Origin of the sequence: Bacteroides sp. 214 (assembly GCF_010501015.1) — a bacterium.
Classification (GTDB): domain Bacteria; phylum Bacteroidota; class Bacteroidia; order Bacteroidales; family Bacteroidaceae; genus Bacteroides.
The window spans coordinates 26,260-43,109 of record NZ_QVML01000004.1 but is presented as its reverse complement, the minus strand read 5'-3'; the positions used below and the strand labels follow the sequence as shown (position 1 = coordinate 43,109).

The 16,850-nt window shown below is 41.1% G+C and carries 7 protein-coding genes; 1 reads left to right on the top strand and 6 read right to left on the bottom strand.

Annotation, left to right across the window (positions count from 1 at the left end):
* Positions 1-81: 81 nt before the first annotated feature.
* The 6 genes from D0T50_RS04760 to D0T50_RS04735 all read right to left on the bottom strand — a co-directional run bounded on the left by D0T50_RS04760 (position 82) and on the right by D0T50_RS04735 (position 14,209).
* Positions 82-2,256 (bottom strand): RagB/SusD family nutrient uptake outer membrane protein, encoded by a 2,175-nt coding sequence (locus D0T50_RS04760; protein WP_163222367.1) that lies wholly within the window; start codon positions 2,254-2,256, stop codon positions 82-84.
* A gap of 12 nt (positions 2,257-2,268) precedes the next feature.
* Positions 2,269-5,595, bottom strand: coding sequence for a TonB-dependent receptor (locus tag D0T50_RS04755; protein ID WP_163222366.1), 3,327 nt, complete (start codon positions 5,593-5,595; stop codon positions 2,269-2,271).
* Positions 5,596-5,624: 29 nt separating this feature from the next.
* Positions 5,625-7,043, bottom strand: coding sequence for a DUF4992 family lipoprotein (locus tag D0T50_RS04750; protein WP_163222365.1), 1,419 nt, complete (start codon positions 7,041-7,043; stop codon positions 5,625-5,627).
* A gap of 41 nt (positions 7,044-7,084) precedes the next feature.
* Positions 7,085-7,984 (bottom strand): sugar phosphate isomerase/epimerase family protein, encoded by a 900-nt coding sequence (locus D0T50_RS04745; protein WP_163222364.1) that lies wholly within the window; start codon positions 7,982-7,984, stop codon positions 7,085-7,087.
* Between the two features lie 426 nt (positions 7,985-8,410).
* On the bottom strand, positions 8,411-10,717 hold the full coding sequence (locus D0T50_RS04740) for a RagB/SusD family nutrient uptake outer membrane protein (protein ID WP_163222363.1): 2,307 nt from the start codon (positions 10,715-10,717) through the stop codon (positions 8,411-8,413).
* Between the two features lie 39 nt (positions 10,718-10,756).
* On the bottom strand, positions 10,757-14,209 hold the full coding sequence (locus D0T50_RS04735; protein ID WP_239058210.1) for a SusC/RagA family TonB-linked outer membrane protein: 3,453 nt from the start codon (positions 14,207-14,209) through the stop codon (positions 10,757-10,759).
* Between the two features lie 403 nt (positions 14,210-14,612).
* On the opposite strand from D0T50_RS04735, the gene D0T50_RS04730 reads away from it, so the two are divergent.
* A complete protein-coding gene (locus D0T50_RS04730) occupies positions 14,613-16,850 on the top strand; it encodes an amino acid permease (protein WP_163222361.1) in 2,238 nt (745 codons plus the stop codon).

Here is a 16,850-nt window from a genome sequence, read left to right as displayed (position 1 = left end):
TAAATTGTGTACTCAAATCATTCAAAAAAAGAGCTATGCCGGTGTGGCATAGCTCTTTTAGTTTATCTATTCGGATATTGCTTATTCAGCCAATGGGTCGAAAGTACCGGGTGCATTACCCTTATTAGTATCTTCCCATCCAATAGTTTGTAAACCTTCTTTATAGCTACCCATTGCACTATCATTGAAACCAAGTAAATAATACTTCGGACGGAAATCAATGTACAAATCAACTTTATCGGAAGTACGAGCATCACCAATCTTCTTTTTAGCTACAAAATTAGTTTTATAGAAATCTCTCAACGTTTCGAGCTGTGTATCCAAATCTTCTTTACGGAAATCTATAGCCGCAGGACGTTCTACTCCAGCCTTCAAAAGAGGATCGGAGTCGGCAGTAGTGCCACCTACACCGTAGCTATCAGCCAAACGGAATTCAATTTTGTCGCGACGTTGTCCGTTCAGTGGTTTAAAGCCTAAGTAGATACAAGTGTTTCCACCCCATCCGCTCAAAGTCCATGTATTTGGAGCACCTTCCACTTTTCCGATTCCACCATCGTACAACATCCAACGACGCAAATCGTCGAAACGCTTACCTTCGTATGCCAACTCTATCTGACGTTCATAAATGATGGCCGACATACACGCTGCCTCATTAGAGGTTAAGTCAGCTTGCAAACCATAATTGGTTTCAGAAGTATAACCAGCGCGTTCGCGGATTTTGCGTAATTGTTCTACAGCTTCGCTAAGGTGTCCGGCACCGCAAGCAGCTTCGGCATAGTTCAACAATACTTCTGCATAACGAATTTCCATGTAAGGAGCAGCCGATAAAGCAAATGCGTTGTTGCCTGCACCCGGTTCATATTTATACAACACGCTGTTCATTACATCATAGTCATCCGAACGTTTTCGTATATAAACTGTTCTTTTGCTGTTAAGCAGATTATCTGCTGCATACGAAGTTCCCTCCGGATTGCCCTGATCGTCTGTACTTGTGTACCACACATAATTCCACAATACATAATCTTTCCCTTCGTTATACGACGGATTTTTCGCGTCGGATTGTGTTGGGTTTCCACTGTATGCCCAACGAACACCAGGGAATGCAAATGTGCGATAGAAACGTGGGTCGCGATTTGCAAATGGGAAATTAATATCATATTCAAGCTCGGAAACCTCCAAATTTGTGTATGTACCACTTACTGATGGGCGCTTACCATCTGCCATTGGGAATTGATTCAACATCATATCAGATGCTTCGTAAGAACCTTGTCCAAGCGAGTTGGCCGGGCGAATATTTCTCTCCCACGGATTGTTCTTCTTTTCATCATCGCCTGTAGCTTGATTACAGAGTGAAACAAACACCGCTTCAGGATTAGGATAAATAGTAGAGAACATAGCCGCAAAGTCCGAGCCATTCACATTGTTACCACGCCTAAACAAACCATGTCCACATTCTTCGAGTACCGGAATTGAATTTTTAATAGTGGTATAGGCAGTCTCCCAACGTGCTACTTCGTTGGCTCTGTTGAAAATCGGGCTTGCCCAAAGAAGCTGTATTCTACCTTTCAATGCAAGTGCCGCACCAGCAGTTACACGACCAAAGTTGTTAGCATCCCAAGCACCTGTAGCTTTCAACATTTCTGCCGCTTTATCTAAATCATCGCACATAAACTCAATACAAGCTTTTGTTGTAAAGCGGGGAACTTTACTGCTCTCTACCGGTTCCAGTTTTTCGGTTACAATAGGTATGCCGCCATAATACTTAACGATATTGTAGTAGCACCATGCACGCAAAAAATAGGCTTGTCCAACCAACTGGTCTTTTTCTTCTCTTGACAATGACCCTTCTTCAATACCTATAATTGCATCATTGATGTCACGAATACGTCCATATACATTTACTGCGTTTTTCATCTGATAATGAAAATAGCTGGGTACTCTTCTGTCACCCGACAAAGCCGTAAGTTCTTTTGTTGGATCTACAAATAAATCGAATCCTGTATACTCTTCCGTTGATTTCGATTGTACGTCTGGACGACCCGTAGATGGATTGTTCCAAGCTGCATCGGCATTAGTGTTGGGTAATGCTCTCGCATAAAGGCTTCTTATGCGGCCATCCGCACCCGAGTAGTAGTTATATATATCGGTATTCGTACTACCGTGGTCTTTCTTTTCTTCCAGGAAGGAATCGCTACAAGAAGCTAAAGCCACGCTTGCTACTAAGGCAAGACTAAATAATTTGATGTTATTTTTCATTGTTTACTTTCTTTAGAATGTTACATTTACACCCAAGGTGAATGTTCTCAACGTAGGATAGTTACCATAACTGCACATCGGATCCATGAAATTATCAGGATACGGATTGTAGAGGCTCAACAAGTTTTGTCCGGTAAGATTAAAACGACAACTTTGAATACCAATATAGTTGGTGTACTTCTTTGGTATAGCATAAGCTAACGTCAAACGGTTCAAACTTACACGTGTACCGCTTACGCGCCAGAAAGAGGAAGCTTGAGCATTAACACCATGTTTAAGATTCGGATATTTCGCTCCATGGTTAGCAGGCATTAACAGATTGCCCGATCCATCGTAAATATCTTCATAAACAAATACATCTTCCGGTTTCCAGAACGAAGGCATATTGGTAACTTCAAGACCATCGGCCGGTTTGTATGCGGCAGAAGGAAGCTGGCTATATCCACCCCAACTTGCACTAATCTGTGCGGTAAGCGAAATACCTTTCCACTCCGCGCTCATATTCGTGGTAAATCCGTATGGATTTGAACGGTTCGACAAGCGTACCTGGTCATTTTCCGAGTCTACAATACCATCAGGACCGCCATAGCTACCATCAGGTTGTTGTGCAGAACCGCGCACATCTTTGTACATCAACATACCCGGACGCACTTGGTCTTTCGACATACCCATATAGGTAGAGATATTGTATTTTGCAAAGTACTCTTCAATATCCTGGAACGAACGGAACATACCAATACACTGCATACCCCATGTTCCTATATCCGAGCGATGACCTTTTCTGATTTCCTTATAAGCTCGTTCAGTCTCAAAGTCCATCAAAAGCACTTTATTGTCGGTATATCCGGTATTGACACTAATTCTATATTTGAAATCTTTACCGATTTTATCTCTCCATGTTGCTGAGAATTCAATACCATAGTTATCTGTCTTACCCAAATTGGTAAATGCCGATTCCGTACCAACAACTGTTGATATTTCTTGCGACAATCTCATCAACATCTCACGATTCCATACATAGTATCCATCAATATTGAACGACAAACGGCTATTCAATGTTGTGAAATCAATACCGAAGTTAGCTTTGTATGACTTATCCCAATGCACATCAGTATTTACTGCTGCATTATTGTTATTCATGGTAAGCTGGCTGCTGGCATTATTATTAACACCAAATACCGGTCCTTTACCTTTTGATGCGCTATATGTTTGCAACCACTGCCAAGCGGTAGTGTTGTCGCGACCTGTAAGACCGAACGACCCACGTACTTTCAAGTAGTCTACCCATTTCACCTTTGCCATCCATTTTTCCTGAGAAATAATCCAACCGGCAGAAACAGAAGGGAAAGTTCCCCAATAGTTCCTTGGAGCAAATTTGGTTGAAGCGTCCGAGCGCAATAGGAATTCCAGTAAGTACTTATCATTGTACGTATAATTTGCACGACCAATGTAAGACATTGTACCCGACTCGCTACGAGTAAACGTGGTAGTTTGTTCGGAACCTTGATTGATTAAGTTCGACTGTCCAGTCGTCATTTCACTAACCTGTGAAACATCTCCATATAGATATTCCATCTCCGCTTCCGATTTCTCGATAGCAAACATCCCACTTACGTTATGCAAGCCAAAAGTACGCGCATAAGATACGGTAAAGTTAATCTGATAGTTGTCCGTACGGGTCATGTTACGCGATAGAAGTGAATTAGAACCGTTCGAGAGTTTCATTGGGCTGAAATTGCTTTCCGCGATAAACGGATCATAATCTTGTCCGGCAACCGGTGTATAGAGGTGAGCACCACTACCGGTGCGATTTATCATTTCATAGATGGTATAATCCGAAGCATACTGGTTGTTCTTGCTGTTATTGATACTCTTTGAGTAGGAAAGCTTCAAGTTCAATCCTTTCAAGTATTTACTCCATCCAAAATCATATTCAACATTACCATTGATGCTCATGTTGGAAGTCATATTACGCGTGTAGTCACCATTGTCTTGCAATACCGCATAGGAGTAGTTTTGGTTACCTGTTTTCTGCGTATTGCTGATACCATAAGCAGGAATGTAATAACCATTTATTTCTTCGGGAATATAATATGGACGGGTAAGCAGCAAATTGTAATCTTTTTCTGGGTTTGATCCACCTACTTTTACATTCGGCTTGTTTTTCTTACCATAGTCGCCCGCTACACCCAAGTTTACTTTCAACCATTTGCTGATTTTCACATCAACACCGGCACGATAGTTCCAACGGTTGTAATCCAATCTACCCAAGTTACCTTCCTGGTCGAAATAAGAAACATTGGCATAGTAATTGGCTTTCTCTGTTGCGCCACCTATATTAACACTATGTCTTTGTGTGATACCTGTTTTCCAATATTTATCAAGCAAGTCGTAGTTCAACCCTTTCATAGCTTGCAACTCATCGGCCTGAAAGAGGTCGGTGGTATGGTTAAGCGATGTATTTTTGGGGTCGCCTGCAGCTGTAATATTGTATAAACGACCATAGTTGTACGCACTCAACATTTTAGGACGCGCTACTTCGTCGGTAAAACCGAACGAGCCGGTATACGACACTTGAGGAGCACCCAATTTCCCTTTTTTAGTAGTAACTAAGATAACACCATTGGCAGCACGTGCACCATAAACAGCAGCAGCAGCATCTTTCAATACCGAAATACTTTCGACAGCCGATGCGTCGAGGTTGTTAAATGCTGTAGCACCAAGGTTTTCTGTTCCACTAGGAGTTTTTACATCATTCGGATAAATGTACCCATCGATTACATAAAGAGGTTCTTGTGCTGTAACTCCTACATCGGACAGTGAATTGGTGTCGCGAATGTAGATACGTCCGCTTTCGCCCGGACGAGATTGACCACCACTAACGCTCAAACCATTAACCATACCGCTCAATGCAGCAGATAGGTTACCTGTAGAAATGTCTTGAATGTCGTCCATCGGCACAGTGGCGATAGCACCGGTAAGGTGCGCTTTTTTCTGCGTACCGTAACCTACTACTACAACTTCGTCGAGCAACATCGCATCTCCTTTCAACACGAATCTGGTTTGTTTGAAGTCTGTAACCTTTATCGGTGTATATCCCATAAAAGAGATTTCTACCACTTGCTCTTTAGCCACCTTCAGCGTGAAACGTCCATCTATGTCGGTAATAACACCGGTTGATGTTCCTAATATCTTTACGCTTGCACCAATTACGGGCTCCTCGGCCTCGTCTACAACTACGCCGCTAAACGTTTGAGTCTGCTGCGCGTATGCCGATAACGACATAATGAAAGCCAGAAGAACGCTCAAAGTAAGTTTAAATATACTATTATATTTCATTGTTATAGTATTAAAATTATTCATCTATTTTATTCAAACCAACGTGGGTCACCAATGCGTCTTGCAATCGTATTCGGATTGGTTACGGTAAAGTCACCACTTGATGGGTCTTTACATCCGGGATCTTCATCGAGTGAAGTACCACTCTTATCATAATTCCCATTACCGGTTTCCGCAGCACCGTTTCTCCAATAAGTATTATTCTTAAACGTCAACGTTTTGTTATTAACGTTGTTGCTTGGAAGAATATAACGTGCCGCAGCATCGCGAAGACCATCTAAGAAAATACAATTTTCAACAGTGGTGTAACAATTTAACTCATTACGCGAATAGTTGTTTGAGTTGTGCATACGGTCGAATTGATAGAACGTACAATTTCTATAGGTTTGTCCTGCCGAAGTCCAACCTAACTGATGAGGACGCTGGCCACTTAATTGCATAAAGTAGTCTTTACCTTGATTATTTTTGTATACTGTACTGTTTGAAATAGTGAAATTGCTTACACCACCATTACTTCCCGAGTTTTGATAAAAACGTCCGTTGTTGGTTAATTCTACAACGCAATTATCTACAAGGAATACAGAAACAGCATAATGCTTACCGTCGTCAAAGAATAGATGAACTGGCAATTTCTCGAAACTACAAGATTGGATTACAATCGGGTTCTTAACAATATATCCGTTTGAAACCAATGCGGCACCTTCGGGGATAGCATTAAATCCATAAAACGATTTACTACCGGTAAGTCCTTCGCATTTGAAATTGATAAACTTGAAGTTGTTTCCACCACCTTGTGATTTAAATCCGGCGCTCAACACTACAGTAGCTGGAGACAATTTATTACCACGAAGGGTTACATTGGCTGTACCAAAATTAATTTCGCCAGACACAGTGTAATTACCATTGGGTGCCAATTCATATGCCACTTCTTCGCCCGGATCTTCGAAATCGGCAAAATAAGTCGTCAAATCGAGTCCATCGGGTACCATTGTAGCCGCAAGTAAAGTACTCCAGGATACTTCGGATGGAGCCGCATCTTTGTTATTAAGTTTTTCATTTCCTAACGCTGTGATATTCGCCATGTATTTGGTGTCTTCCTTATACTCACGAATTATCGAAATGCCATCAACAAACTCATTTTCTTCGCCAACCAATTCCGGATTATCAGGATCGTCGACAATATAAAGTGAGAATGCATAACCGCCTGCTCCATATACTACGGGCCATTCGATCTTTACATTTGATGTTCCCGCAACTTTGGTAAAGGTTACTTCACTCGGATTCGGTGATTCCAGTGTAACCCCTGTTACGCCACCGGAAAACCGTTCGCTGTCATCAAGACCATGCTGACATGAAGTTACACCTACCAGAAATAGGCATAAACAGCAAGCGGCTGCCCACTTACCTATTTGTCTATTTCCCGATAAGAATAAATAATTCATCTTCATAGATTAAATTTTTAATTAAACATTGTGTTTTTTTATAATTCTCAATTTCTAAATATCTCTTTTAAGTAAGCAATGTTCGCACCGAAGTTGCCCTTCACATTGCGCACGTCATTCGCATCGCGAGATCGCTCTACAACCAGCCAACCGCTCCACTGCATCTCGTCCAACACTTCTTTTATCTTGTGCATATCCAACCGTTTATTATCACGCAGTAACACACCATCGGTATCGGTGCAGTGTATCTGGCAAATACGATCTTTGCCCAGCGTGCGCAGTTCGCTATAAATATCTCTACCAGCTTCCAATGAATTCTGGAAATTAAAGTAAATTTTAATAGCGGGCGAGTTTATCTCTTTCAGCAGTTCCACATCGCCAGCAGCATCTAAAGCTGTTTCAATGCCAATAGTCAACCCATCTTTGGCAGCCATATCACCTATCACTTTAAGGCGACGTACCATTTCCTGACGTATTTCGGGCTTTTCTACCAGATTTCCTTGTACACCAAGTGGCAAGAAAGCAATCCTCACACCCATTACTTTCATCGTTTCAAGGCAATCGGCAATGAGGTCGGTATAGCTTTCGCGTTCGACAATAGATTGTGCATAAAAGCCAGACATAGCAATAGAGGAGATCTCGATAGAGAACTCTGCTGCTTTTTCTTTAAATAATGTCTGAAAATGAGGTTCGCGCAGTTTATTATCAAAGGAGTCGCGTCGCCCAAGACTGCCCATATCGAGCTCCAATCCTTGGGAACCGATTTCATGCGCCAACTGAAACGCACCAATCTTTTGGCGTTTCAATATCATCCAATCACAAACGGAGAGTTTGTATTGGTTCTCGTCGGCTAGCTTAGCTTGTTTTTTTTGCATATTACAAGCTCCTACCGACAGCACCACTGACAGCAAAAGCAAACAATGAAAACTACGTTTCATTAAGCCCATAATTTCTTTTTTTAGTGTTTTCAATAGGTTATCTATTGACTAGACGGGGATAAAAGCAGGATGTAATCAGTTTAATTAAAAAAAATGTATTCTTCCGGTTTGCTTTATATCGCCAAGGTAAATAACCACACACAAGTTCCATAGAAACACGGACCTTTTTTGACATACAAATGGTAGGTTATGCCAATGCATTGGCAAAGTTGTGCCAACGCACTGGCACTACTGTGCATCAACACTGGCACGACAGTGCCAACGCGTTGGCACAACCTAATGTGTGTGTATGTTAACGTTTTCTTCAAATAAGGTTATGTTTTCACCTTTCGGGCATTTGTTAAAGTTAGGATACGCTTCAAATATTCGGTAATCAAAAAATAGGCTATCTCAACAAATTTGAGACAGCCTATTTATATAAGGTTCTAGGAGTTACTATTCGGGGGTACAGTATACGTATGTACCGTCTTGTTCGGCCATATTTGGTCCACCTGTTGTAGTAGCGTTGGCAACCATCCAACCTTCGGTTTGAGATATCCAACTATTACCTTTAGCAGAGTCATACATATCGTAATGAATAGGATACGAGTAATACCAACCTCTCCAAGCAAATTGGAAATTTTGATTCTCAGCACTTGACCCAGAGTCCATACCGTATTTTTTATCAACAGCGGTGTATAAATCTACTGTAGTTATACCTGTGTTTGCATAAAAAGCATCCAGCTTATCAAAAGCAGCATTGCGTTCTGCTTCGGACATTTCACGTCTGATGTTGGGGACAGCATTCAAATCTGCATTCTCGCGCAAAGGATGCAAGAATTCCTTAGTTGTAGTATCATACGTAGGATTCATATTCTGGTTAGCTCCCAAATCGTACGCCCACACTTTGGATGTGTGCTTCTTTCCACACCAACGAGATAAACCTAATTTTGTCAGTACATTATCTGTTTTGCTATAATTTGGTCTGCCATTTGTACCATTGTATAGTTTCCAGCCTTGTCCGTAAGCAGCTTCCGCATCATATATATTACCAGTATTACCACCCCATACAAATTGAGGATCAAATCCAGCACCTCCTTCAAAAAGCAACCAACGTTTCATGTCGTGAACGCGCTTACCTTCGTAAGCCAGTTCAATACGACGTTCATACAATACAGCTTCAATCAGAGCATATCTATCAGAAATAGCACCAATACCATAATTATTTGCAGAGGGGATACCTATACGTGAACGGATTTTACCAAGATATTCTAGACATTTCCCAGCATTACCTTGTGCAGCATAACATTCAGCGATGTTCAGCAATATTTCTGCGTAACGATATTCAAGGATATCTGCAGTACCTGTGGTTTCTGAACCTATGCCAAGATTAGGATCGGACATTTTCCATACTAAAGCACGGCTTTTTTTATTCGCTCCACCGTCACCAGTACTACCGTCTGTATACCGAAGTTCTGTAGCACTGTTTCTATAAGCATACAACCATATCTGGGTCTGTTTTCCACCTGGCCATTGACACCCTGAAAATGCAAACGTTTTGTAGAAACGTGGGTCACGATTACGATAGAATTTCACATCGTCATAACCATTCTCTACAGTTGGGCGTTTTCCATCTTTCATCGGGAATTCCATCAACATTTGGTCAGGTGCTGGCAAACCTGCTTGTGTGCTTTCTGCACGAGCAACGCCCGGACGAATGACATTTTCCCATGTATTGTAATAGTTGCCGGTAGCACCACTTCCATCATCACTCTTTTGAATCTTGATAATGGCTTCGGGATTGAAAACGCCACTAGCATAGCCATAGAATGATTTATCCCATGTATCAATATTAGTTACACTTGTACCATAGCCAGCAGCATTAGCAGCAGCTTCGGCAGCCAGAGATGCATCCAAAGCCTTTTGCCAACGCACACCGCCCGGATTGTCCCAACTCGCATTGAATACCGGACTGGCTGCATACACACGCACACGACTAATCATAGCCAAAGCAGCAATACGCGTAAGGCGACCCTCATTCGTTTCATCGTATTTATCGGGAAGTAATGAAGCTGCGTGTTCCAAATCGGCACAAATTTTCTCAATCATATCAGGCACCGACATACGGTCTGATACATCATTAGGCTGTGGACTATCCAACTCTGTACAATAATAAGGAACACCTCCATAGAACCGGGCAGCATCAAAATAAATCCATGCGCGCAAGAAAATGGCTTGCCCCTTCAATCTATCCCAAAATTGATTATCATCAATAAGCGAGCGAGAGTTATCAATTTCTTTGATGTAATCATTCAATAAATAGATGGTTGGAAATAACGTGAACTGGTTTATGTTATTGAAATTCTTATTATTCCTTGGCTGATTCCAATAAGGAGGATTAGCTATATGATTACCTGCCTTTGTATTCTTATCTGCACGACCTGTGTATCTACCGTCTGTTGCAAATGAACTACCTCCAAATCCACTTGGGAACTCTTCTGAAAGGCCATATTGCTGTCCACCATTGTTTGCACCTTGCCTCATCATAGCATCAGCCCCGTGAGAAGGCATGCTGTAACCACCATCTCTATACGCTTGCCTGTATAGCTTAGCAAGCACAGCAGAAGCTTGAGCCGGGTCGCTAAAGACATAAAGCGGAATCATATTATTGTAGTCTCTTTTATCTTCTAGAAATGAGTCGCTACACGAAGTGCCCGTTAATAAACAAACACCCATCAGTATTAATAAAATTTTATTTCTCATATTTTTTGAATTTATCTATTTTATATCATTGAATCTGCACTAGAACGTCAAGTTAACGCCCAAGGTCCATGTTCTCAATGTTGGATAATTCGTACGAATCGCATCATAGTTATTCTTAAACTTCTTAGGATATGGATTATAGAAATCCCACAAATTATTACCCGTCAATGTAATAGCCACCTTGTCAATACCTGTATTCTTCAACAAATCTTTGGGGAAGCTATAAGAGAACGACATATTGCGTACATACATACGGAACGATGATACTTGCCAAAAATCAGAAGTCGTAAACGCATTACTAACCTTTGCTGCCATGCTTGGATATTTCCCATTTGGATTTTCTTCAGGATCAAACATATCATTCATATAAGCAAACTGAGACCAAATAAAAGTTCCTTCACCAATACCTTGTGTCGTATTACTTACAAACGTTGTATAACCACCCCAAGAAGTTGACAATTGAGCATTCCAACTAAAATTACCCCATTGAGCACTCAGCTTGGTGTTTATACCATGACGGCGATTGTTTGCTAATTTACCTAAATCTTGTCCGTGGTCATCAGATATAATACCATCAGGACCTGCCCAAGTTTTATTATCTGCATCTATATCGCCACGCAAGTCTTTGTAAGCAATCATACCCGGATACATTTCTGACTTAGTCTTCTTAAAATACCTTACGGTAGAGGCGTCTCTTCCTGATGCAATTGCATTGGCTTCGAGGTATGCCCAGTATTTATCAATATCTGCCTGCGTACGAAGCATCCCGTCACCTTGACTTGTTTCTTTCCATGTCTTAAGCCCCCAAGTATGGTCGGGCGAATGATATCCTGTATATTCAGAAGCTCCTGCATAATAAGCCGGATAATCAAATACCTCATCATTTCCTAATACTGTTTTATTCCAGCTGATGCCATAATCCATACCTATTCCATATTTAATGGGTCCCCATGAAGGAAGGATGTTTTGATTTATCTTATCATTCCATCTTATTGAAAATTCCCAACCCCAAGCATCTTTCTTTCCATAGTTCATTGGTGGATAAGTTGCACCAATATAGATAGGTTCTTCAACACTCGGAATACTCATTATCAAATCAGATGTCTTGTCGTAATAAAAATCAGTAGAAAGGCTTAAACGATTATCAAGTACATTGAAGTCAATACCGTAATTTTGCTTTATTGTACTATCCCACTTAAGGTCACGGTTAGCTGCCGCAGTTGTTGTAGCACCTGGAGCTTGCATACCACCTGATGACCCAAAGCCCAAACCGGAAGTTGCATTAACTTCATAAATTTGAAGCCATTGCCAAGCCTTCACATTATCCTTACCTGTTTTGCCTAAGCTTGCACGAATTTTCAGGTAATCAAATATATCAGATATTCTACTGTTTTGAAAGAACTTTTCTTCTGAGATAACCCAACCTACAGAAGCTGTAGGAAATATCCCCCAATAGTTCTCTGGAGCAAATCTGGTAGAGGCATCTGTGCGGATAAGAAATTGGAATAGATAACGATTGTCATATTTGTAGTTCACTCTCCCTATATACGACAGTGAGCCACTTTCATATTTCTTCAAATAAGTAGCACTTGCACTTGCATCTAAAGTTCCAGCTGTATTGCTTGCACCAGTGTAAAGCAAATTACGATCGTAATAAGCTGTTCTTTGGTCAGTACCTTCACTCTCACCACGCTCAACGACTCCTGTAGCTGCTACTTCATGTTTACCAAACGTACGATTATAATTAATCATAAAGTTCATTTGTTGAGTTTTGGTAGTACCCTTTGTATATACAACTCCCGGACGATCGGAAGCTTTAGCTTGATTCCCATAAGTAATTAGCTTGTACTGCGTATTAGCATGAACAGGCAAATGAATAGAGGAGTCTGTATTAATAGCACGTGCCAGTGTGTAATGACCACCTACCATTTCACTAAATGTATTTGCATAGCTTACAGCATATGTTCCCTTCAAACTTAGACCTTTAACGAAAGGTACATCGTATGTTAAAGAGAAATTGGCATTGTAACCATTTGCATCTTTGGTAGTACTTGCTGCTTTTTCGTTGGCAAAATAGTTAAAGAAGCCAAAACCACTTAGGGTTTCTTCTCCCGTTGTGCTCGATTCATAAGGACCTGCCCATGGAGAAGTGTAGTAATTTTTCATCTCACCTGTAGCAGGATCAAGCACTTCTACTTCAACTGGTATATATCTGGGCATATGGCGAAGTTGCGTATAATCATCAGATGTAGAGGCTGTTCCCCAAGGACCTGATCCCATTTTATTTTGACCCCTAGAAGATACTTGTTGTTGATTATAACCTGCGATAGTAGCAGAAAGGGTTAAACCCGCAGCTACCTTCATATCACCACCTACACGGAATGTCCACTTATCATAATCTTGCGTACTACCCATGTTGGTTTCTTGTTTTTGATACGTAAGCCCTGCGAAGAAATTCATATTCTCAGCACCTCCACTTACATTCAACGAATGACGATGAGAGATTGCCGAATCCCAGGCTTTGTCTAACCAATTGTGGTTTGTGTTTTTCAACTGTTCTAATTCGGCATCCGTATATTTGTACTTCAAGAATTTTTCCATGGCTTTTGGATCATTGGTAAAACCTTGTTGAATCAAGCGATTCGTAAACACCCCCAATTCGTATGCATTCATTACTTTTGTATGACTTACTGCATCTGAAAAATCCAATTTCCCTGAATAAGAAATCTTCGGTGCACCTTTCTGCCCACGTTTAGTTTTTACAAGTATTACCCCTGCTGACGCACGAGAGCCATAAATAGCAGCCGATGCATCTTTTAGCACAGTCATTGTTTCAATTTCAGAGTGGTCTAACATATTAAATGCAGTCATACTTGGAGAACCTTCTTCATCAACTTGTACCACATCATCAATAACAATCAATGGATTGTTAAACGCTACCTCAGAGCCGAAAGCCATCGGTTGTCGTACTTTCAAAGATCCAGTGCTACCAGGTCGACCATCACTTTGAGACACACTTAAACCAACTACCTGTCCAGCGAGCGCATCAATAATAGAAGCACCCGGAAGATCGGCAATTTCGTCCATCTTCACATGAGCTGCCGCTCCAGTCAAGTCTTTCACGCGTTGTGTACCATAACCCACAATTACAACTTCATCCAGCAATTGAGAGTCCTCTTTCAGTATTACCCTTACAACTCCACTAGCTGGTACTGCTACCACTTGTGTTACACAACCAATGAAAGACACTTCCAGCTTAGCACCAGCAGGCACTGATAAGCTAAAAGCTCCATTAATATCGGTAATAGCACCAACGGCTACACCTTGCACCTTTACGTTCGCACCAATGATTGGGTCGCCCAATTCATCAACAACAGTACCTTTTACTGTTTTGCTTTGCTGAGTAGCCTCAACAGAGTTTGCCCGCAATTCGGCTACACCGAACGTTGAACTACCCAAAAGAAGAAGACACACACAAAAAACCCATTTCATGAATTGTGTGTTTCTCCGCAAGAATAAATGATTCCTCATAGATCTAATTTTTAATTAATAATGGTGTATTTGTTATATTCACATTTCAGATTGAAGCACACTTTTGGCTTCTTAATATTATCAATACACTTAAAAAAGTGTTACTAGATATAAAAACCAAATAATGAAAACCGTGCTTTATCAAGCTCATAATCATTCTGATATGTTTTATTAGGTTATTTACTATTAGGACGATAAGAAAAATAGAATGTAACCAGTTTTATTAAAAAAAATCAAATTTTTGAAATTAACCAAAAACAAACTCAACTAAGACTCTCTTGATTTGGAGAAAATGCAACTCTCTAAAAAAAGAAAACATTCAATACACTAAAAGCGTTTCAATTGAAATGTGTACATTCGTAAAATGAAAAATGAAAAAGCACATACACGAACCACAGGATTTGGCGCACCCGCTGTTTTCCTGACCTCTATATCTTCTATTCTGGGAGCTATTTTGTTCCTTCGTATGGGATATGCCACAGGTGAACTTGGATTCTTCGGTATACTTTTCATTATTATATTGGGGCACTTAATTACCGTACCTACCGCACTGGCTATCTCCGAACTGGCTACGAACACCCGCGTAGAAGGTGGAGGTGAATATTTCATCATTTCCCGCTCGTTTGGTTTGAAGTTGGGTTCGACCATTGGTGTTACGCTCTTTCTGTCGCAAACCATTAGTATTGCTTTTTATACGATAGCCTTTGCCGAAGCATTTCAACCATTGTTCGATTGGTTTGCTAGTACTTATGGATATGATCTTCCTAAACAGGTTATTAGTGTACCAACACTACTCATACTTGGCTATTTGATTCTTACGCAAGGATCCGGGTCGGGCATGAAGCTACTTTATGTGGTAAATTTCCTACTGCTTGTCTCTTTTATCTTCTTCTTTCTTGGTAAGCCGGTGAGCAATTCCGGCGCAGCAGAGTTTATCCCCGATAGTTTTGGCTTCTTTAATATGGATAAGTTCTTTATTGTTTTTGCTATTTGCTTCCCCGCGTTTACCGGAATGACAGCGGGAGTAGGACTTAGTGGAGATTTGAAGAATCCTGCAAAGGCAATCCCACTCGGCACCATGCTGGGAACCTTTACCGGCTTTGTTGTATATATTCTGGTAGCTCTGAAATTGTCTAATTCCGCCTCGCAAGCTGATTTATTGTCCGACCAACTGATTATGTCGCGCATAGCACTCTTCGGTTCTATCATTATCCCTGTAGGATTGGCAGCATGTACTTCTTCATCGGCACTTGGCGCCATGCTGGTAGCCCCACGCACCCTACAAGCTATCGCTACTGACGGCACATTCCCTTTCCGTAAGATCAACCTTTTTCTTGCAAAAGGGAAAGGAAAGAATAACGAGCCACACAACGCCTCTCTCTTCTCATTTGCCATCGCACTTGTTTTCATCCTTTTGGGAGATGTAAACACGGTGGCAGAGATTATCTCTATGTTCTTTCTAATTACCTACGGCACGTTGTGTCTCAGTTCATTCCTGAATCACTTCGGTTCGCCTCCCTCCTATCGTCCACGTTTCCGGTCGAAATGGTATATTTCTTTAGCGGGTTTCTTGCTGTCGGTATGGGTCATGTTTATGATTAGTCCGCTATATACACTTCTTGCTTATCTGCTTATTATTACGATTTATCTATTTATTGAGCATAATAATAAGGAGAAAAAAGGACTTGTAAATATCTTCCGCGGAGCATTATTTCAGTTAAACCGCCACTTGCAAATCTATATGCAAAAGCACCAAACCGGTATGGATAAAGAAGAGTGGAGACCGGCCGCTGTGTGTATCTCTCCCAATTCACTAACTCGCGACAAGGTACTGTCGCTAATGAAGTGGATAAGTTATCAGCATGGATTTGGCACCTATTTCCACCTGATAGAGGGATATTATAGTAAACAAACAGTGTCTGAATCTAAAGAGGTATTGGAGCAACTTATCCAAACACAACGATTACAAAAAAGCACTTTGTATATTGACACGATGATTTCGCCCTCATACACCTCTGCAATAGCACAGGTTATTCAATCCCCCTCTATCTCGGGTATGGAGAATAATTTGGTGGTGTTTGAATACGACAAGCGACACCCAGAAGAGCTAACGCGTATCTTAGAGAATGTAAATCTGGTGCGGGCAGGTGACTTTGACGTTTGCATTTTTGCAGGTTCAGAACACTTCTTCAACCCTATTAACGGTATACACGTATGGATTCGGGAAGCAGACTCGCGAAACACCAACTTTATGATTCTACTGGGTTACATCATTATGGCACACCCATACTGGAAACATAGCCATATCAAGATATTTGTACCCACCACCTCAAGCGAAGTTGACGGTGTAAAAGAGTCGTTAACCCAACGAATTGCCGAAGGAAGACTACCCATTACTCTCAACAACATAGAGATTTTAACCAAAGGAGAAGAACAACCACTATCGCAGATAGTAGAAGAATACTCTAAGAATGCCGGACTTACCATTATCGGTTTCAACGAGCGCATCATTAAGCACGACGCTACCCATTTCTTCTCCGAGTTCAATAACATCGGCGATGTATTGTTTGTTAATGCCGGACAAGAGAAAGAAATAAATTAA

Bases quoted from the DNA above. Each gene is read 5' to 3' on its own strand.
- D0T50_RS04760 (WP_163222367.1), bottom strand. From the start codon at position 2,256: ATGAAAAATAACATCAAATTATTTAGTCTTGCCTTAGTAGCAAGCGTG.
- D0T50_RS04755 (WP_163222366.1), bottom strand. From the start codon at position 5,595: ATGAAATATAATAGTATATTTAAACTTACTTTGAGCGTTCTTCTGGCT.
- D0T50_RS04750 (WP_163222365.1), bottom strand. From the start codon at position 7,043: ATGAAGATGAATTATTTATTCTTATCGGGAAATAGACAAATAGGTAAG.
- D0T50_RS04745 (WP_163222364.1), bottom strand. From the start codon at position 7,984: ATGGGCTTAATGAAACGTAGTTTTCATTGTTTGCTTTTGCTGTCAGTG.
- D0T50_RS04740 (WP_163222363.1), bottom strand. From the start codon at position 10,717: ATGAGAAATAAAATTTTATTAATACTGATGGGTGTTTGTTTATTAACG.
- D0T50_RS04735 (WP_239058210.1), bottom strand. From the start codon at position 14,209: ATGAAATGGGTTTTTTGTGTGTGTCTTCTTCTTTTGGGTAGTTCAACG.
- D0T50_RS04730 (WP_163222361.1), top strand. From the start codon at position 14,613: ATGAAAAATGAAAAAGCACATACACGAACCACAGGATTTGGCGCACCC.